Origin of the sequence: Thalassolituus pacificus, assembly GCF_025318105.1 — a bacterium.
Classification (GTDB): domain Bacteria; phylum Pseudomonadota; class Gammaproteobacteria; order Pseudomonadales; family Oceanobacteraceae; genus Venatoribacter; species Venatoribacter pacificus.
Genome location: NZ_JAOANI010000028.1, coordinates 273650 through 291853, shown reverse-complemented (window position 1 = coordinate 291853; position 18204 = coordinate 273650). Strand labels below are relative to the sequence as shown.

19 protein-coding genes are annotated in these 18204 nt (G+C 54.9%); 10 read left to right on the top strand and 9 right to left on the bottom strand.

Annotated features, from left to right (window positions below):
- Positions 1-39 precede the first annotated feature (39 nt).
- From NYR02_RS15995 to NYR02_RS15960, 8 genes are read left to right on the top strand one after another with little or no spacing between them, the layout of a single operon-like run.
- Positions 40-1296 (top strand): glutamate-5-semialdehyde dehydrogenase, encoded by a 1257-nt coding sequence (locus NYR02_RS15995; protein ID WP_260977356.1) that lies wholly within the window; start codon positions 40-42, stop codon positions 1294-1296.
- Positions 1277-1966, top strand: a complete 690-nt coding sequence (nadD, locus tag NYR02_RS15990; RefSeq protein ID WP_260977355.1) for a nicotinate-nucleotide adenylyltransferase — start codon at positions 1277-1279, stop codon at positions 1964-1966. The genes NYR02_RS15995 and nadD overlap by 20 nt, the downstream gene beginning before the upstream one ends.
- 6 nt (positions 1967-1972) lie before the next feature.
- Complete coding sequence (gene rsfS, locus NYR02_RS15985; protein WP_260977354.1) at positions 1973-2323, top strand: ribosome silencing factor; 351 nt, start codon at positions 1973-1975, stop codon at positions 2321-2323.
- Positions 2320-2787, top strand: coding sequence for a 23S rRNA (pseudouridine(1915)-N(3))-methyltransferase RlmH (gene rlmH / locus NYR02_RS15980; RefSeq protein ID WP_260977353.1), 468 nt, complete (start codon positions 2320-2322; stop codon positions 2785-2787). Before rsfS ends, rlmH begins: the two co-directional genes overlap by 4 nt.
- Before the next feature lie 7 nt (positions 2788-2794).
- Complete coding sequence (gene mrdA / locus NYR02_RS15975; RefSeq protein ID WP_260977352.1) at positions 2795-4648, top strand: penicillin-binding protein 2; 1854 nt, start codon at positions 2795-2797, stop codon at positions 4646-4648.
- Complete coding sequence (rodA, locus tag NYR02_RS15970; protein WP_260977351.1) at positions 4648-5793, top strand: rod shape-determining protein RodA; 1146 nt, start codon at positions 4648-4650, stop codon at positions 5791-5793. Before mrdA ends, rodA begins: the two co-directional genes overlap by 1 nt.
- Positions 5794-5804: 11 nt before the next feature.
- Complete coding sequence (gene mltB, locus NYR02_RS15965; RefSeq protein WP_260977350.1) at positions 5805-6779, top strand: lytic murein transglycosylase B; 975 nt, start codon at positions 5805-5807, stop codon at positions 6777-6779.
- Positions 6776-7549 carry a septal ring lytic transglycosylase RlpA family protein gene (locus NYR02_RS15960; RefSeq protein WP_260977349.1) on the top strand — a complete coding sequence of 258 codons (774 nt, stop codon included), beginning with the start codon at positions 6776-6778 and terminating at the stop codon, positions 7547-7549. Before mltB ends, NYR02_RS15960 begins: the two co-directional genes overlap by 4 nt.
- Positions 7550-7655: 106 nt before the next feature.
- Here NYR02_RS15960 and ccoM read toward each other — a convergent pair whose 3' ends face one another.
- Positions 7656-7775: a cytochrome c oxidase subunit CcoM gene (gene ccoM, locus NYR02_RS19545; RefSeq protein ID WP_286716578.1), complete on the bottom strand. Its 120-nt coding sequence runs from the start codon at positions 7773-7775 to the stop codon at positions 7656-7658.
- A gap of 448 nt (positions 7776-8223) precedes the next feature.
- On the opposite strand from ccoM, the gene NYR02_RS15955 reads away from it, so the two are divergent.
- On the top strand, positions 8224-9666 hold the full coding sequence (locus tag NYR02_RS15955; protein ID WP_260977348.1) for a hypothetical protein: 1443 nt from the start codon (positions 8224-8226) through the stop codon (positions 9664-9666).
- Between the two features lie 11 nt (positions 9667-9677).
- Positions 9678-11303 (top strand): FecR family protein, encoded by a 1626-nt coding sequence (locus NYR02_RS15950; RefSeq protein WP_260977347.1) that lies wholly within the window; start codon positions 9678-9680, stop codon positions 11301-11303.
- Positions 11304-11353: 50 nt separating this feature from the next.
- Here the strand turns inward: NYR02_RS15950 and NYR02_RS15945 are convergent, their stop codons facing one another.
- The 8 genes from NYR02_RS15945 to NYR02_RS15910 all read right to left on the bottom strand — a co-directional run bounded on the left by NYR02_RS15945 (position 11354) and on the right by NYR02_RS15910 (position 18089).
- Complete coding sequence (locus NYR02_RS15945; protein ID WP_260977346.1) at positions 11354-13567, bottom strand: CHASE2 domain-containing protein; 2214 nt, start codon at positions 13565-13567, stop codon at positions 11354-11356.
- Positions 13568-13642: 75 nt separating this feature from the next.
- Complete coding sequence (locus NYR02_RS15940) at positions 13643-13945, bottom strand: hypothetical protein (RefSeq protein WP_260977345.1); 303 nt, start codon at positions 13943-13945, stop codon at positions 13643-13645.
- 61 nt (positions 13946-14006) lie between these two features.
- A complete protein-coding gene (locus tag NYR02_RS15935; protein ID WP_260977344.1) occupies positions 14007-15194 on the bottom strand; it encodes a glycosyltransferase family 4 protein in 1188 nt (395 codons plus the stop codon).
- 51 nt (positions 15195-15245) lie between these two features.
- Positions 15246-15944 carry a helix-turn-helix domain-containing protein gene (locus NYR02_RS15930; RefSeq protein WP_260977343.1) on the bottom strand — a complete coding sequence of 233 codons (699 nt, stop codon included), beginning with the start codon at positions 15942-15944 and terminating at the stop codon, positions 15246-15248.
- Positions 15945-16156: 212 nt separating this feature from the next.
- Positions 16157-16591 (bottom strand): CBS domain-containing protein, encoded by a 435-nt coding sequence (locus tag NYR02_RS15925; RefSeq protein ID WP_260977342.1) that lies wholly within the window; start codon positions 16589-16591, stop codon positions 16157-16159.
- An 81-nt stretch (positions 16592-16672) separates the two neighbouring features.
- A complete protein-coding gene (locus NYR02_RS15920) occupies positions 16673-16924 on the bottom strand; it encodes a DUF4404 family protein (protein ID WP_260977341.1) in 252 nt (83 codons plus the stop codon).
- Between the two features lie 272 nt (positions 16925-17196).
- Complete coding sequence (locus NYR02_RS15915; protein ID WP_260977340.1) at positions 17197-17709, bottom strand: hypothetical protein; 513 nt, start codon at positions 17707-17709, stop codon at positions 17197-17199.
- Between the two features lie 179 nt (positions 17710-17888).
- On the bottom strand, positions 17889-18089 hold the full coding sequence (locus NYR02_RS15910) for a DUF2788 domain-containing protein (protein ID WP_260977339.1): 201 nt from the start codon (positions 18087-18089) through the stop codon (positions 17889-17891).
- Between the last annotated feature and the right edge of the window lie 115 nt (positions 18090-18204).

The window sequence follows — 18204 nt, the reverse complement described above, 5'->3', positions numbered from 1 at the left end:
GCGCACTTTCTCCCGCTACAGACTGTTCAGGTGTGATCGATGGATGTAATCGAATACATGCAGACCCTGGGTCAGAACGCCCGCCAGGCCTCCCGTGCTATGGCCCGTGCGTCGACTCAGGACAAAAACAAGGCGTTACTGGCCATTGCCGATGCCATTACTTCTCAGCGCGACGCGATTAAAGCGGCCAATCAGCGTGATATGCAGCGCGGCCGTGATAACGGCCTTGAAGCCGCCCTGCTCGATCGTCTGGAACTGACCGACGAACGCATCGATACCATGATCGAAGGCCTGCATCAGGTGGCAACACTGGCCGACCCGGTCGGCGAAATCACCGATCTTAAATACCGGCCGAGTGGTATTCAGGTGGGCAAAATGCGTGTTCCGCTGGGCGTTATCGGTATCATTTATGAAAGTCGTCCGAACGTGACCATCGAAGCCGCCAGCCTGTGCCTGAAATCCGGCAACGCTGCCATTCTGCGCGGTGGTTCAGAAGCCATCGAAGCTAACCGCACCCTCGCCGCCATTATCAGTGCTGGTCTGGAACAAGCCGGATTACCGGCCAATGCCGTACAGGTAGTCGAAACCACCGACCGCGCGGCCGTTGGTGCATTAATCACCATGTCTGAGTACGTCGATGTCATCGTACCGCGTGGTGGCAAAGGCCTGATTGAACGCATCAGCCGCGACGCCAAGGTGGTTGTGATCAAACACCTGGATGGCATCTGCCATGTCTATATCGACGAATTCGCCGATAAAACCAAGGCTATCAACATTGCCATCAACGCCAAGACACACCGCTACGGCACCTGTAACACCATGGAAACCCTGCTGGTGCATCAGGCCGTGGCCGCCGACATTTTGCCGGAACTGGCTGAAGCGTATGTGGCACTGGACGTTGAACTGCGTGGTTGTGAGCGCACCCGTGAACTGCTGACCGATATTCATGCCGCCACCGAAGAAGACTGGCATACAGAATATCTGGCACCGATTCTGGCGATTAAAATCGTCGATGATATGGACAGCGCCATCGACCATATCAACCATTACGGCTCACACCACACCGACACCATCGTCAGCGAAAACTACACGCTGGCGCGCCGCTTCCTGACCGAAGTGGATTCCAGCTCGGTGATGGTCAACGCCTCCACCCGCTTCGCCGATGGTTTCGAATACGGACTGGGGGCCGAGATTGGCATCTCGACCGACAAAATCCACGCCCGTGGCCCGGTCGGCCTTGACGGTCTGACCTCACAAAAGTACGTAGTGCTGGGTAATGGCGAAGTCCGTAAATAATCCGCCCACCCCGCAACCAACCGCCGGGCAGCCGTCCGGCAGCCGCGCCAAACGCTGGGCGCTGCTGGGCGGTACCTTCGATCCGGTTCACATCGGTCATCTGCGTATTGCCGTGCAGCTGCGCGACCTGGGCTTCGAGAAAGTCCTGCTGATTCCTAACCGCATTCCGCCGCACCGGCCGCAGCCCCAGGCCAGCGCCGAACAGCGCCTGTCCATGCTGTTACTCGCCTGCCGTCAACTGGAAGGCATCGAGCCCAGCAGCATCGAACTGGAACGTGACGATCTGAGCTACAGCGCCATTACCGTTGCCGCCTTACGTGCTGCCTACCCGGATGTGGCCTTCACCTGGGTCATGGGACAGGATGCCTGGCAGGGATTCGAACACTGGCACCAGCCCCAATCGCTGCTTGATGAAGCCAACCTGTTGGTGATCAGCCGTCCCGGACTGAGAAATGTCAGCCACTGGCAGGAACAACAATTAGAGCAACGTGAGTGCTCACTGACCGATTTACTGGCCGCTGAAGCCGGTCATATCTGTCTTCATCACTGGCCGGAGCTGGATATATCCGCCTCCGACTTGCGCCGGGCTATCAAGCAGGGCGACAATGTGACCTTTCTGACACCGGACGCGGTGCTGGATTACATAACCCAACAACTACTCTATCGATAGAACTGAATGCAAACTGAGCAAATCAAATCTTTGGTGATCGACGCTTTGGAAGACCTGAAAGCGCAAAATATCACCGTTCTCGACGTCCGCGGCCGTACTTCGGTAACCGACTGGATGATCATCGCAACCGGTACTTCTAACCGTCACGTCACCGCTGTTGCCGGTAACGTGGAGGAAAAAGCCAAGCACGCCGGCCTGCGCCCTAACGGAACTGAAGGTCGTGCTGCCGCTGATTGGGTTCTGATCGACCTGATTGATGTGGTGGTACATGTCATGACCGACCAGTCCCGCCACTTCTACGATCTGGAGCGTCTCTGGGGTGAACCCAGCGCCGGGACCGGACAATCTGAGGCATGAAACTGCGCCTTCTGGCGGTAGGTCATAAAATGCCGGCATGGGTGGAACAGGGCTTTGCGGAATACGCCAAGCGCCTGCCCGCCGATTGCAGCATTGAACTGGTGGAAATTCCACCAGGGCACCGCGCCAAAAACACCAGCAAAGAAAAAGCCATGCAGCAGGAAGCTGACGCTCTGCGTAAAGCGATCCGCCCGCAGGATCACGTCGTGGCGCTGGAAGTCAAAGGCCACAACTGGTCGACAGAACAGCTGGCGCAACAACTGGAAGGCTGGCGTATGCAGGGCGGCGATGTGGCCTTGCTGGTTGGCGGCCCGGATGGTATGACCGCTGAGGTTCTGGCGCTGGCCAAACAGCGCTGGTCGCTGTCAGCGCTGACCCTGCCTCACCCGCTGGTGCGTGTCCTGCTGGCCGAACAGCTGTACCGTGCCTGGAGCATCCTGCAGGGTCACCCTTACCATAAGTGAGTCGTTTATGTGGGAGCATTCATTCAGGGATAAATCGGCCGAACGGAGGCTATTCCGCTCCCGCGCATTAACACTGGCAATTTTTATCTTTCTGATGCTGTGTGTGCTCGCCTGGCGCATGACTTACCTGCAGATCAACCTCTATGAAAAATACAAAGATCTGTCAGAAAACAACCGTATTCAGCTGCGCCCTATTGCGCCGAACCGTGGTCTGATTTATGACCGCAATGGCATTCTGCTGGCCGAAAACATCCCCTCCTACAGTCTGACGTTAGTGCCCGAACGGGTACGGGACATGGAACAGACCATCGCCTTCCTCGATAAGCTGATCGGCATCAGCGAGCGCGACCGCGAACAGTTTGATAAACGTCAGGGCTTCCGCCGCCGGCCATTCGAACCCGTTGTACTGCGTCATAAGCTGACCGAAGACGATATCGCCAAAGTGATGGTAAACCGCTTCTATCTGCCCGGCGTTGATGTCGAAGCGCAACTGGTACGCCACTATCCACAGGGTAAAACCTTTGCCCATGTGCTCGGCTATGTTGGCCGGATTAACCAGCAGGAGCAGGCCGCTCTCGACACCGACCCGGACACCAAGCGCCGCTACAGTGACACCCAGTTTATCGGCAAACTGGGCGTGGAACGCCGCTATGAACAAGATCTGCACGGCGAAGTGGGCTACCAGAAAGTCGAAACCAACGCCCGTGGCCGGGTGATTCAGATCATCGAACGTCAGGACCCGGTACCCGGACAAGACATCACCCTGCACCTCGACAGTCGTCTGCAACAGCTGGCCGAAAAAGAAATGAAAGGCATGCGTGGTGCTCTGGTTGCGATCGAAGTCGCGACCGGCGGTATTATCAGCCTGTATTCCAACCCCAGCTTTGATCCGAACTTATTTGTCACCGGCATCTCGCACAAAGATTATTCTGACCTGCGCGATAACCCTGATTTGCCGCTGTTTGACCGGACCATTCGTGGCCAGTATCCGCCAGCGTCCACGCTTAAACCCTTTGTTGGCCTGGCCGCACTGAACTCCGGCATAACCAGCTGGAGCGAAACCATCGACGATCCGGGCTGGTATAAGCTGGAGAACGACGAACGTCTGTACCGTGACTGGAAACGCATTGGCCATGGCAAAGTGAATTTGCAGCGCGCCATTGTCGAATCCTGCGATACCTACTTCTACGATGTCGCCGTCCGCGCCGGTATCGACAATATTTCGCCGTTCCTCGCGCAGTTTGGCTTTGGTCGCAATATGACGCTGGATATCAGCAATGCCCTGCCGGGTCTGCTGCCCGACCGCGACTGGAAGCGGGCAAAAAGAGGCTCCTTCTGGTACGCCGGCGACACCGTTAACCTCGGTATTGGCCAGGGCTTTATGCTGGTTACACCGATGCAACTGGCAACCGCCACGGCGGTTCTGGCCAACCGTGGAACCTGGCAGGTACCGCGCCTGATTCTGGCTCATAACGATACGCCGGATGAGATTCCCCACGGCGATATCCCTGATCTGCAGCTGAAAAATCCGCAGGATTGGGAGCAGATGTACCACGCCATGGAGCAGGTCGTCAGCGGCACCCACGGTACCGCCCGGCGTCTGATGAGCAAGCTGCGCTATCCCATTGCCGGTAAAACCGGAACGGCGCAGGTCGTCGGCATCAAGCAGGATGAAGAATACGATTCTGAATCCCTGCGCGAACGCTGGCGTGATCACGCCCTGTTTATTGCTTTTGCGCCGGTGGAAAAACCTGAGATCGCTATCGCCGTGGTGATCGAAAACGGTGAGTCCGCTGGCCGCACCGCCGGCCCGATCGCACAAAGCATCATTAACGAATACCTCGGAGGCGCAGAAGGCTAGTGGCTAATACTGATTTCAGCCGCACCATGGGCAGCGGCCACCAGCAACACGGTTTTGACCGCAGCCGCGCCTGGTTTGAGCGCATGCACATCGACCTTGTGTTGTTTTTGCTGATTTTACTACTGGCCTGCTGCGGTCTGTTGATTCTCTACAGCGGCAGTGGTCAGGACATGACCATGGTGAAACGTCAGGCGCTGCATTTTCTGATTGGCTTTGTGGTGCTGATTGTTGCGGCACAGTTCCCGCCGCGCTTCTATCAGACTGTTGCTCCCTGGGCGTTTGCTATTGGTGTCATCGCCCTGATCGGCGTACTGGTCATGGGCGTCGGCGCTAAAGGCGCACAACGCTGGCTGGCCATTCCCGGCCTGCCGCGCTTCCAGCCGTCAGAGCTGGTCAAACTGGCACTGCCGTTAACCGTCGCCTGGTATATGTCGACCCGGCCGGTTCCGCCGCGCTTGTTCGATCTGATGAAAGCCATGCTGATCATCGGCCTGCCAACGGTGCTGATTCTTAAACAGCCCGATCTGGGAACCTCCATTCTGATCAGCGCCTCCGGCATTCTGGTGCTGTTTTTTGCCGGTATGTCCTGGACGCTTATTCTGTCGATGATCGGTATCGTTGCCTCGTGTGCGCCGCTGATGTGGTTTTTTGTGATGCGCGAATATCAGAAGCAACGGGTACTGACCTTTCTCAATCCGGAAAGCGACCCTCTCGGTTCCGGCTGGAATATTATTCAGTCGAAAACCGCTATCGGTTCCGGCGGTATTGACGGCAAAGGATTTTTACAGGGCACGCAATCACAACTCGAATTTCTGCCCGAGAGTCATACCGATTTTATTATTGCTGTACTGGCCGAAGAACTCGGCCTGATTGGCGTACTGTCGCTGCTGACACTGTATTTCCTGATTATTATGCGCTGTCTCTATCTTTCGTCACGCTGTGAAACTTTATTCGGCCGTTTGTTGTCCGGTAGTCTGGCAGTTACGTTTTTTATTTACGTGTTCGTAAACATAGGTATGGTCAGTGGCATATTACCAGTGGTCGGCGTACCCTTGCCGTTGGTGAGCTACGGTGGCACCTCGGTAGTCAGTCTGTTGACGGCTTTCGGATTAATTATGTCTATGTATACCCACCGGCAGAATTAGGATAAAAATTTATGCGCATTTTTCGCGACACTCTGACAAAGCTGAGCAGCACACTGTTGTTATGTGCCGCGTTGCCCGTTTCGGCAGCGTACGATCAGCACCCGCGCAGCGAAGAGTTTATTGCCGAAGCCAGCAAAGAATACAAAGTAGACCCGGCGGAAATCCGTACCTGGCTGAGCCACGCCGAAAAACTCGATTCTGTGCTGGAAGCGATTGCCCGTCCGGCTGAAAAAGTAAAAGAGTGGGACGAGTATCAGGATATTTTTCTGACCAAAAAACGCATCTCCGCAGGTAAAGCGTTTTTGCAGGAACATGCCGAACTGCTGCAACAGGCAGAGCAAAAATTTGGTGTTGATAAACACATTATCGCCGCCATCATTGGTGTAGAAACATTTTACGGCACCCGCCAGGGGAATTATCGCGTACTCGACTCGCTGGCAACGCTGGCATTTGATTATCCGCAACGCCCCCTGTTCTGGCGCGAATTAAAGGCGTTTTTTGCCCTGGCTCGCGATGAAGAAATTGATCCGGCCAACATCAAAGGATCTTATGCCGGTGCCATGGGATACGGTCAGTTTATTCCCACTAGCTTCCTGCATTATGCCGTTGATGCCGACAACGATGGCAAACGCGATCTTTGGGGAAATCCGGCCGATGCGATTTTCAGTGTCGCCAATTACTTTAAACGCCACGGCTGGCGCAACGGTGAAGCGGTAACCCAACGCGTACGCGTAACGGGTAAAGAATACGAAGCCATCATCAACGACAGCCTGAAACCCAAGTGGACCGTGGCTGAATTAAAAGCACTGGGCGTTGAGCCAACCAGCAAAATCGCCGATGAGCGCTCAGCAAACCTGATTCGTCTGCAAGGAAAAGTCGGCGCTGAATTCTGGCTCGGCGAGCACAATTTTTACGTCATCACGCGCTACAACCACAGCCGTATGTATGCCATGGCGGTCTATCAATTAAGTGAGGCGCTGCGTTGAAAGCGGCGACTTTACTGCTGGCGCTGACCCTGGTGCTGGCAGGCTGCGCCACCTCACGTTACCAGCACGCCAACGATTTCACTCCGGTTGCACTTGCGGACATCCATAAACTGCCGGAGCCGGAACCCAAAACCGAGCCGCGCAGCAGCATGGGTAATCCACGCAGTTATCAGGTATTCGGTAAGGAATATCAGGTAATGGACAGCGCCGATAATTACAAAGAGCGCGGCATTGCTTCCTGGTACGGCATGAAATTTCATGGTCACCGCACGTCCAACGGTGAAATTTATGATGTTTACCAATTCACCGCCGCCCATAAAACCCTGCCTCTGCCCAGCTATGTGCGAGTGACACGTGTGGACAATGGTCAATCCATTATTGTCCGCGTCAACGATCGCGGGCCTTTCCATGAAGGACGGATTATCGATCTGTCTTACGCGGCGGCGGTAAAGCTCGGCATTAATAAGATGGGCACCGCGCAGGTCGAAGTCGAAATTGTTAAACCACCGCACGCGCACAGTGTTCGCTGGGTTCAGGTCAGTGCGCTATCCGATGCGGCAGCTGCACGCCGCTTACAGGAGAGCCTGCAACGCTCATTAGCGCCCATGACCTGGCCGGTCAATATCAGTACTCAGGATGGTGGCACAGGTTTGCACAAGGTCCGTATCGGGCCGGTGCCGGAAGGCGAGGATCTGAATGCGGTGATCGAACGTCTCAATCAACTGAATATCCGTCAACCACTGCTGCTGGCAGCACACCAGTTGAACTGAAGTTATACAACGCACAGACAAAAAAAGGGGCCATGACTACAGATGTCAGGCCCAGAGGCAAGGTACTCAGCGCAGAAACAGTAAAACGAAAGCGGTACAGCGTGACTTATTCGCCAGTGCCGTGTTTTTCGATATCTTTCTTCACAGCCCAATACACACCGCCAAAGAAGGCGCAGGTCAGGGCAACAATAATCAGACCGGAAAATACAACTTCATCCATAAACATAATGCTCACCTCTCAGTTGGGCAGTGCCGTTCGGTTGTGGCAATGGCGGCAGCGGCTGCTTCATTGCGCTTGGTATGAAGTCACTTTAGCAAGGGCTGGTTGGTCAGAATTGATACAAATCAACGAAAAAAACGCCGCTGAGGGCGGTTGATCACGAGCTTGACGCACGTCAAATAACCATACTGTTAATATGACTACTGGTGCGAACTTTGCTGTTCCAGCAAGTGCCGGATCGGCAGAGAAATCAGCGGCTATTTGCTCTTTCCTGCTCCGGCTTTTTGCCGCGCCATCAATAGCAGGACGACGCGCAGGCTGATGCCGGGCTTGTCACTGTTGACCCAAACGCCAGATACCATCGCTCTGGCGCTTCTGCTGTCAGCTTAAGCCGGCTTTATTCCTTATCCACACAGGCTCAAAGATTGGTATTTATCGTCAGGCAGTGCAAACTATGGCAATTGGTGATCATAAAGGACTGGGCAAGGTGAAAGGACCTACACCACAAGCAGCCTCGCGGCTGTTGCTGTGCGGATTATTGTTCTCTGCCTCTGCCCTGCAGGCAGAAGAAACAACCTCAGACGCCCAACCTGCAGCCAACAACAGCACAACGCCGAAGCTTGCCACCGCACCGAAGCTTGTCACGCTGGAGCAGACCAACCAGCAACTGGCCGTTCTGATTCACAATCAGGATTATCTCGCCGCCTATCAGCTGGCTAAACCGCTGCTCAGTCTTTATGAAGGCGATCCGTCATTTGATTTCTATTACGGCTTCAGTGCCGCCCAACTCGGCTATTTTAACGAAGCCCTGTTCAGCTTTGAGCGCCTGAACAGCAATTACCCGAGTGTCGCCCGTTATCGGCTGGAATTAGCCCGCGCGTATTACTATCTGGGCAACTACGATGCCGCCGAGCAGCAATTCCTCCAGGTGCAAAGCAGCAATCCGCCCGCGCAGGTGCAGCAGACTATCGGGGAATTCCTGCAACGTATTCAGGAGCAGCGTCAGGCGGTCTTTCCTTCATGGGGTGGCTTTGTCTCGGCCAGCGGCGGTTATGATTCCAATTACAACACCGCTACCGATCTGAACGAGGTCGATCTGCTGGATGGTCTGCTGACCGCCAGGCTGAGTCGTGATCAGCGCGCCCAAGGCAGTGGCTACTATCAACTGCGCGCTCAGGGCAGCTATATCAGCCCGCTAACCCGGCGCAGCGCCTTGGATCTGCAACTGGGCGCCAGTCGTAAAGACAATGCCGCCGATGACCTGTTCGATCTGGATAACCTTTATGCCAGTGGTGGTATGCGTGCCATCCGCGGTCGTCATAACCTTCGCCTCGGAGGCCGTTACAGCCATTACTGGCTGGGAGGGGACGACCTGCTGTCAGAGTTATCCGCCAATATCGAATGGCATTACCGGCTCGCTCCTCAATGGCAGACTCAGGCCAGTCTGACGCTGAGTGATCAGGATAACCTGCGCAATAACGATCTTGATCTGCTGCAGGCAGAAACGCAGCTTGGTGCCGCCTTCTCGGCGGAGCAGTTTTCTGTCCAATTCGCTCTGGTATTAGCCACAGATGATGGCGAACAGGATTATCAGGCACGGGATACGCTGGGACTGAATATCAATGCCCAGCAGTTGCTGAATATTCACAACAGCCTGTATGCCAGCCTGATTCTGCGCGATTACCAGTTTCAGGGCGAAATCCCCGCGGACAATTTGCTGGCCGGTGGTGAAACCCGCGCCGAACAAATGACTCAGGCCATGGTGGGTTACGGCTATACCCTGCTGCCAACGCTGACGTTTTACACCCAGCTCAGCCACGTTCAATACGACAGCAATCTTCCCTTATACGAGTATGACCGCACGCTGCTGGAAGCGGGCGTCAATCTGACATTCTGATGGAGACCATCATGCACCGAATTATGCGCTCTGCCTGGCCACTGCAGGCACTGATGATACTGACACTGATGCTCTGGCAGACGTCGGTACGCGCCGCCGAGCTGGCCGGCCACATCATTATGGTAAAAGGCGATGTAAGTGCTCAGGCCGCCGACGGCAGCAGTCGCAACCTGAAACGCCGGGATGAAATTTATATTAACGATACCATCAGCACCGGCGCCGGCAGCCGCGTGCAGATCCGCTTTATTGATAACGCCCTTCTGGCACTGCAATCAGACAGTAAGCTCAGCATTCATGCCTACCAGGAGGCTGACGCCGATGGCAAAGGTGAAAAAGCACTGATGGAACTGGTCGAAGGCGGCTTCCGCACGCTGACCGGTACCATCGGCAAGGGTAACAAAGAGGCTTATCGGGTCGACACGCCGGTCGCCAGCATTGGTATCCGCGGCACCATGTACACCACCCTGCTGGCGAAGGGCAAACTGATCGCCGGCGTCTGGAAAGGCGGCATTACCCTGTCATCGTCACAGGGCAGTTTTAACCTCGGCCAGGATGCCGATTTCAACTTCGGCGAACTTGGCAACAGCGGCTTTCAGGGAATGCTGGAAGCGCCACAGGAACTGGACAGTGCCGATACCTCATCCGCAATCCCGGACGACGATGCTATTGCGGGAGATGATACTCAGGACAGCAGCAACCTGCCGCCACCGGATCCGGCCACTACATCCGCTTCCCAAACCGGCATGAATGACCGCACAGATAACCGTAAAATACCGGGGCCGCTGGATCAGGACGCCGACAGCGGTACAGAAGAAACCCTGCAGGAATCCGGTAATCTGGTTCACAACACACAATCGCCGGACATACGCCTGACTGCGGAAGAATATACGGCATTAATGAACAGCAACCACATCGGCAGCATTATTGTGAACGGTCAGGTGGTGACGGCATCGGCGTTCAAGGATGGTCGCGGAGAGCCGGTGTTTGTTTCTGTCGACAACGACAACGGTACCGACATTACACGCTATAAGGGCGCATCAGCAGAGATGCTGACCGGCATCGCCGGCATTGAATGGGGAATCTGGAACGGCACTACCGAAGTCCCGGTAACCCAACAACTGGACGATAATTCGCTGGCCGTCACGGTGATTCAGTCGCCTGTACTTTGGGTGATCGCAAATCCGGTTCCGGAAGGCAACATTCCGACCTCCGGCGTTGTTTCTTTCAATGGCAATCAGGCCATCGGTATCGACAGTCAGGGCAACAACCTGCTCAGTGCCAGCGGCAGTTTTGATCTCGATTTCAGTGATGGCGCCATCAGTAATGGCTTCCTGAGCGCGGAATACGCCGATCCCCGTGGCGACAGCCAGAGCGTTGGCGGAAATTTCTGGAACGCTGATTTTACCGGTTCAATTAACCGTAATGGCCGTAACAGTGCGTCGGCTGAGATGCTGTTCAACAGTGGCTATCACGGCGAAAACGCCGAGCTGGACGCCAGCGCCAGCCAGTTCAATGGCGTGCTGGTTGCCCCCGATGCGGGTGCCTTTACTGGCAGTTTCCAGCTGATCGACACCAATGGCGACAGCGCTGGCGGCATTGTGATCTGGCAACAACAGTCAACATCAACAACACAGTAACCGGAGCGGACAGAGGCCTCGGCTGTACCAGTTAAACCGGCTTTTCCGCCTTACTTCGCGGTATGGCGGAAGACACCATCCCAGTCTTCAGGTAATACCTGCTGGCGCAGATCAGCGATTCGCTCAATATAAACCTGATACAAACGCCGTGGTTGCTGCTGCTCTAACCGGGTAAACATCAGCACGGCGTCATCCCAGCGCCGGGCAAAGTAATGCTCAACCGCCCGCTGCTGCATTTGCAGCTCCTTCAGCACGGCCTCCTCCACATCTCCAATCCGTCCCAACGGCTCATACACCCGGATAGGCTCATTTTTACCTTTCACCTGAATACGGTCGACATAACGGTAAACAAATTCCGGAGCCAGTGCCTGTGTATGCTCACCCACCAGGATTTCAGCGTCATAAAACTTGGTAATACTTTCCAGTCTTGATCCCAGATTGACGGCATCGCCCAGCACGGTATACGCACGCCGATAGGACGAGCCCATGTCACCGACGTTCATCTGCCCGCTATTAATTCCGATGCCAATTTTAATCGCCGGCCAGCCGCGCGCCGCAAATTCTTCACACAGAGACGCCGTCACCTGCTGCATGCTGAGCGCCGCCTGCACCGCATGAAAAGCATGGCGTTCGTCATCCAGCGGAGCCCCCCAAAAGGCCATCACCATATCGCCGACGTATTTATCGATGGTGCCCTCATGATCAAAAATAACTTTGGTAACAGGGGTAAAGTAACTGTTCAGCAGGGCTTTCAGATCGGCGGCGGACAGACTTTCTGAAATATTGGTAAAGCTGCGGATATCACTGAACAAGACCGTCAACTCTTTACTCTCACCGGCAAACTGATAAGCCGCTGGGTCATTCATCATGCGCTCGATGTGGGCCGGAGGAACGTACTGGTCAAACATACCCTTCAGCAAACGCCGGCTGACGTTTTCACTGATAAAACCATAACCCAGATTAATGATCGTCAGCCCACCTACCAGCAACAGCACCGCCGCCAACGGTAAATCAAGATGTTGATAGGTCCACAGATAAAAATTGCCGCTGATCCCCAGCAGCACCGCAATACCACTGACAGAAATGGCCGCAAACGGTCCCAGACGCGGTAGCCAGAATGACAACAGCAAACCAAACAGCAGCAACTGCGCCAGCAGTGCTCCGGCCTCCCATTCCGGGCGGTATGGGAATTCGTCATTCAGCAGCGCGTCAATAATGTTGGCGTGTACTTCCACTCCCGGATACTGCGTGCCGACCGGCGTGGCACGCAGGTCCGACAACCCCAGCGCCGAGGTGCCCACCAGCACAATGGCACCTTCCAGCGCGTCAGGACTGATGTTGCCGTTGAGAACATCGGTGGCAGACAAATAAGGAAAGGTTCGCTTCGGGCCCTTGTACGGCACAATCACCCGCCCTGCCGCATCGGTGCGTGCCAGCTGACCGCCGACACCGGCATAACGCAGCACATCCACCTCACCCAATGCGACGGTTTCGAGCTGCAACTGCCGGTCAAACAGATAAGCCATCACCGTCGCCAGCGCTAATGACGGATACAACTCATTGCCGTAGCGGATAATCAGCGGGGCAAGACGGATGGCACCATCGGCATCCGCAAAGGTGGTGACAAAACCCGCCCCGGCCGCCGCATCCTGCAGCAACGGCAGGTTGGCCGCATAGCCGGGTTTGGTAATCACCACCGAACGACTGGCCGATTCAGGTGGCAGTTCATAGACTGGTGCCGGTAACTGGCCAACACTCACATTGGCCTCATCAAGAAAGAAAAAGCCCAATACAACGTCGGTTGCCGGTAACTCCTGAGCAAAATGGGTATCGGCATCGACCTGCCGACGCCATCCATCAGGAGCCAGCCAGCGCTCACCGTCCAGCGCCAGGCGTTTACGGATATCGTCTACCGGGTTGCGTTCCGGTTCGGAAAACACCACGTCAAAGGCCACCACCACCGCGCCATACTGCGCCAGCATGGTGACCAGATCGGCGAGTTTATGCCGACTCCAGGGCCATTGGCCTTCCTGAGCGAGTGATTTTTCATCGATATCAATAATGATGATCGGCTGCCCGCCACGTTCAGGCGGGTGCCAATCCAGCGCTGCATTAAAACGCAGGTCGTAAAGCAGAAAGTCGAGTCGTTTCAGCCAATGACCGGGGCTTTGCCCGGGCTGCAAACTCAGCAGAATAAAATAGATGGTCAGTAGCACGCCCAATAAAATAGGCAGACGCTTGCGAGACAGTGATCCCCAGCGCATAGAGTCCCTCAGAAACGTCCCTGCATTGGGCGAACACTAGCACAGGCGCACTTTAATGTCGCACCTGCCAATCGTTCAGGCCATCACCACCTGACCACGATAAACACGCTGGGAGCGCTTACTCACCCGCTCAGAGTCATCCATCAGACGCTGACTGCCGCGGTAAACATGGCTGACTTCGTTCAGCTCCGGAGGTTCCTGGGTCGGCAGGAACTCTTCGATCAGCGCCAGCAACTCACGGCTGACGCCGCTTTGTACCAATAAACGCAGGTCATGTTCGAGAGACGGTGAATCAAAATGAATCACGCACCCCTGCTCGTCTTTCGCCTGTCGTTTGATCTTTTGCAGCAAAGCGATGTTATGACGGTTGAACTCCATGCACTCATCTCCGGTTAAAAGCTACGATCAGAAGTTTCAGTTAACCAAAGCATTGCAACCCTCATACCATAGTTTGAATTTGTCCCGTTTTGTTACGTGATTCTGTGCTGACATGACTGATGGCCAGGGTTGAAAACTGTTCCGCCACACTCTGCCAGCTGGCACGCTCTGCCTGGCTGCGTGCTGCAACGCCCATCGCCTGCAGATTGGAGCCGGCCAGGCGTAGGGTGGCTGCGATAAAGGCGTCATCACTGTCAGTTGTCGCCAATTCGCCATTGATTCCGGCCTGCACATGCATCTGCGCCGCAGCCATATTAAACGCCACCACCGGCAAGCCGCTGGCCATGGCTTCTAAGGTCACCAAACCAAAGGTCTCGGTCTGACTGGGAAAAATAAACGCATCGGCCGAGGCAAAATAGCGTGCCAGCGCTTCTCCGGTTTGCACGCCGGCAAAGACAATCTGCGGATATTCGCGTTCAAGCTCAGCACGCATCGGGCCATCGCCCACCATCACCAGGCGTGCATCGGTGCCCTGAGCCCGCAGCGCCTGCCAGCTGTGAATCGCCAGCGGGATATTTTTCTCAGCAGCAATACGCCCGACGTACAACAGCACCGGCTCACTGCCGACCTGCCATTGCTGACGCAGGGCAATACTGCGCCGGCGCGGATGAAACAGCTGGCAGTCCACGCCATGGGGAAGCACCGACACATTGCGAAAACCATCAGCGCTCAGAGCGGCTGCAATTTCCCCGGCAGGCACCAGCGTGGCGGCGGTGCGGTTGTGAAAACGCCGCAGCCAGGCCAGGGTCAGGCTCTTAATCCAGCCCAAACCGTAATAGCTGCTGTAACGATGGAAATTGGTATGGAAAGCACTGATGACCGGAATCCCCTGTCTGCGGGCTTGCCGTAAGGCTGAATTACCCAGCGGGCCTTCAGTGGCGATATACACCAGATCCGGCTGAAAGCTTTTCCAGGCACGGGCGACCCGGCGGCGGGCAGGTAAACCCAGCTGCAAATCAGGATACATAGGAATCGTCAGGCCACGACACCAGACTTCTTCACTTTCCGGCAGCCAGCCACTGCGTGGACAGGTACGGATAATCTGGATACGGAATTGCTCGGGATTCAGTGCGCTGAGTAACTGACGCAGGGAGTTGGCAACGCCGTTAACGTCCGGAACATAAGTTTCCGTAACAATGGAAATGCGGATCTGAGCCATGGTTAAGCGGCACTCTGGTGATAATTCCACCAGTGTGACGCTCAACCCATGACAGTTTTATGAAGAACAGACAGAAGGAGGTCAGCACTCGCCGGAAAGTTTGGACAGGCGATAACGCAGCTGACGCGGCGTCAGACCCAGCACTTTTGCCGCCATGGTCTTATTACCGCTGCATTTCGTAATCGCCGATTGAATGTCGCTCAACTCATCAGCCTGCACCCGCTGATAAGGGCGGGCATATAAAGTCTTGAAGTTCGGTACCACCTGAGTGGCCAGCATATGGGCGATCTGCGCGCCAAGAAAATTCACCAGTGCCAGATCAATACCATCGGCCCGCGCACCACGCAGATCCATGACCAGCACCGCCAGCACCGACTGACGCAGTACCAGCGGCACCAGCAGGCAACGATCCTGATGGCTAAGAGCATCGATAAATGGCTCAAAACGTTCCGGCCGCTCACTGCCATCTTTGATCACCAGCCATTCCCGTGATTCAAACTGGCGGCACAACGCATGCTGTACGGCAAAGCTGTAAACACCGTTGCTCACACCGGTTGAACAATACTGCGCTTTAAAGCGGCTGGGAGAATCGGGCAAAGCCACAGAGACATTGCTCAGACCGCTGTTTTCGGCCACCAGCAACAACAGTTGCTGAATACTGTCTTCATCGTGGTAACGGCTTTCAATAATTTCCGTCACACTGTTCAACCAGGCTGATGGCGTGGATGAAACGGGCATAACGGGCTGACGGTAGTCCTGGATATCGGCGATTTTATACATAGGCTGCTCCTCCTGATAAACAGCCTTTCGCAAACTCCGTACCATGTTTTTATATTGCTCAGAATACGCTTAAAAAGGCCGAAAACAGGCGTTCAGAAGGGTCGGAAATGATCAAACGTGCGCTATTTGTAAACAATGGAACATCAATATGTTCCAAGGCGGTGCACCCCGCAGCAGGGAGCTGCGGACGCGAAACGAGAGTCTGGCGTTGATCAGGCGACGCCTGGATCATCGCTGGGAAGGTATTCTTTCTGCAGCCAATGGGCAAAGCCACGGCAGGCATCCTGACTGGTGAGAATACCGGCCAGACGTTCATTGCGCATAATCAGTACGGCGTTTATATTCTGCTCCGCCATTCCCATCAGCACCACATCCAGCCGGGTATGCAGATCAACCTGTTTAATCTGCCGGCGGCACATATCACCGGCGCTCAGATCGCCCAGATCGGTCGATGCGTGGCCTGGCTGCTGTGCCAGCTTGAGATCTTCTGTTGTGAGTAAACCAACCACTTCGTGCTCGGCCATGACCGGCAAATGGTGGCAGTTATGAGACTTCATCAAGTCTGCCGCCTCGTTCAGCGGCAGGCTCTCTTCGACATGAACCGGAAAGGCCGTCATTATTTCTGCAATCGTTGGCATATGGCGCATAGCTGTTCCCTCAAAACGAATTCCGCAGATATAAAGTCTGCGTTCTGCAGCCGATTGACCGGGCAGAACACAGCCCGGTTATCAGACGCCGATACGTCCCAGCGTATCCACAATCTGACGCAGGATTCCCGATAAGGTCGGATGCTCCTGCTCAAAACGTATGGCCTGCTCCTGCACCCGCTCACCAATATCCGCGGCATCGCTGTTTTCCATCGCGTCGATATCACGGGCGATGCTGTGCAGCAGTTCCAGACTGCCGTCATCCAGTTGAGGATTCTGTTGCAGGGTTTCGTGCAGCTGTTGCAGTTGTTGTTTGAGATCTTGTTGAGGCATAAAAGCAATTTCCTTGGGTTGGGCCTGTTCACACTGATGTTGTCAGTCTAACAACAGCAGCGACGAAGGTACTAATCCAAATCAAGGGAGCCTGAGAATAAGCCGGTGCCGGGGATACTTAACAGGATCTAGCAGGCCGTTGATTTTCGTCTTCGAGGCAGTCAATGCAAGACAAAAACCGGCGAAAAAGCGCAGTTTACAGGTCGTAAATGAGCATTTTGAGTCGGTTTTTAACACTGCAGTGGCAACGCAGATAGAAAATCAACAGCCTGCTAGTAAAGTGCGTGAAAACAAAATGGCATCGAGCAGGCTTCAGCCATGGCTTTCAGCGGCTTACGATTGGCGTGATCACCGACATACAGCAGGGACGACTGACTCAGATCCAGTGCCGCCGCTTCCGGCAGAATCAGACGCAGAGAGTGAAGAATGGCACTGTGACTGGTCGATACCGGCACCCATATCTGCTCCCGGCCCGACATCTGTTTAAGCAGTTGCAGCAAGCGCGCAGCATTGGTGCCGATCTGATCGCGGGGATTAACATAAAACAGATAGACAGGCAGCTGCTCAGACAGCGACTGGCGCGCCATTAAATGCCAGACCAGCGGCATGGCATCTTCGATCAGTTCACTGAGTTGTGGCGTATAACCGACCAGGCCCAAAGCCGCCGAATCGGCTGGCAGATTGACGATATAAACACTGGCATCGGTGTGCCCGCTGAGTGCCGGAGGAACCCGCTGCCCAACGGCAAGAAAATCAATATTCTGCGCCACGCTGAATGCCACCATAACCATTCCCTGTTGTTGTTATCGCCGGATAACACGTAGCTCTGTTAGCAGAGCTGCACGGAATATCCGTTATACCTTTAAGGTATAGACAAACAACAAGGCTGGCGCTAGCGCCAGGCGGGCATTACAGCAGGAACTCACACCAGGTCATTAAAAAACCAGAGCACCCGAGTTTAATTTCAGAGATCGAGCACTTCGACCAGCACCGTCTTAATAATAAAACCGACCATTCCCAGCCCAAGTCCGATCAACAATATCATCATGCCGAATTTACCGGCATTCGAACGCTTACCAAGATCATAAATAATAAAAAACATAAAACCGATCAGCAGCGTAATGCCAATATTCATTGCCCAGGTTTCAAACAGCTCTGCATTCATCCGCGCTACCTTACCGGTGTACTGCCAAAAGTGCGCGTATGGTACTCAGAGCCGGGCTGTTGCACCAGCCCGCGAGCCGATCCTGCGCCTGACTTGCTACCGCAACCCAGATGGT

What these genes read in the sequence shown, in the direction of transcription:
- rsfS (WP_260977354.1), top strand. Translation starts at nt 1,973, where the DNA reads ATGCAAACTGAGCAAATCAAATCTTTGGTGATCGACGCTTTGGAAGAC.
- NYR02_RS15925 (WP_260977342.1), bottom strand. Translation starts at nt 16,591, where the DNA reads ATGCGCCATATGCCAACGATTGCAGAAATAATGACGGCCTTTCCGGTT.
- NYR02_RS15920 (WP_260977341.1), bottom strand. Translation starts at nt 16,924, where the DNA reads ATGCCTCAACAAGATCTCAAACAACAACTGCAACAGCTGCACGAAACC.
- NYR02_RS15995 (WP_260977356.1), top strand. Translation starts at nt 40, where the DNA reads ATGGATGTAATCGAATACATGCAGACCCTGGGTCAGAACGCCCGCCAG.
- NYR02_RS15945 (WP_260977346.1), bottom strand. Translation starts at nt 13,567, where the DNA reads ATGCGCTGGGGATCACTGTCTCGCAAGCGTCTGCCTATTTTATTGGGC.
- NYR02_RS15910 (WP_260977339.1), bottom strand. Translation starts at nt 18,089, where the DNA reads ATGAATGCAGAGCTGTTTGAAACCTGGGCAATGAATATTGGCATTACG.
- rlmH (WP_260977353.1), top strand. Translation starts at nt 2,320, where the DNA reads ATGAAACTGCGCCTTCTGGCGGTAGGTCATAAAATGCCGGCATGGGTG.
- NYR02_RS15950 (WP_260977347.1), top strand. Translation starts at nt 9,678, where the DNA reads ATGCACCGAATTATGCGCTCTGCCTGGCCACTGCAGGCACTGATGATA.
- mrdA (WP_260977352.1), top strand. Translation starts at nt 2,795, where the DNA reads ATGTGGGAGCATTCATTCAGGGATAAATCGGCCGAACGGAGGCTATTC.
- mltB (WP_260977350.1), top strand. Translation starts at nt 5,805, where the DNA reads ATGCGCATTTTTCGCGACACTCTGACAAAGCTGAGCAGCACACTGTTG.
- NYR02_RS15940 (WP_260977345.1), bottom strand. Translation starts at nt 13,945, where the DNA reads ATGGAGTTCAACCGTCATAACATCGCTTTGCTGCAAAAGATCAAACGA.
- NYR02_RS15915 (WP_260977340.1), bottom strand. Translation starts at nt 17,709, where the DNA reads ATGGTGGCATTCAGCGTGGCGCAGAATATTGATTTTCTTGCCGTTGGG.
- ccoM (WP_286716578.1), bottom strand. Translation starts at nt 7,775, where the DNA reads ATGTTTATGGATGAAGTTGTATTTTCCGGTCTGATTATTGTTGCCCTG.
- NYR02_RS15955 (WP_260977348.1), top strand. Translation starts at nt 8,224, where the DNA reads ATGGCAATTGGTGATCATAAAGGACTGGGCAAGGTGAAAGGACCTACA.
- NYR02_RS15930 (WP_260977343.1), bottom strand. Translation starts at nt 15,944, where the DNA reads ATGTATAAAATCGCCGATATCCAGGACTACCGTCAGCCCGTTATGCCC.
- nadD (WP_260977355.1), top strand. Translation starts at nt 1,277, where the DNA reads ATGGCGAAGTCCGTAAATAATCCGCCCACCCCGCAACCAACCGCCGGG.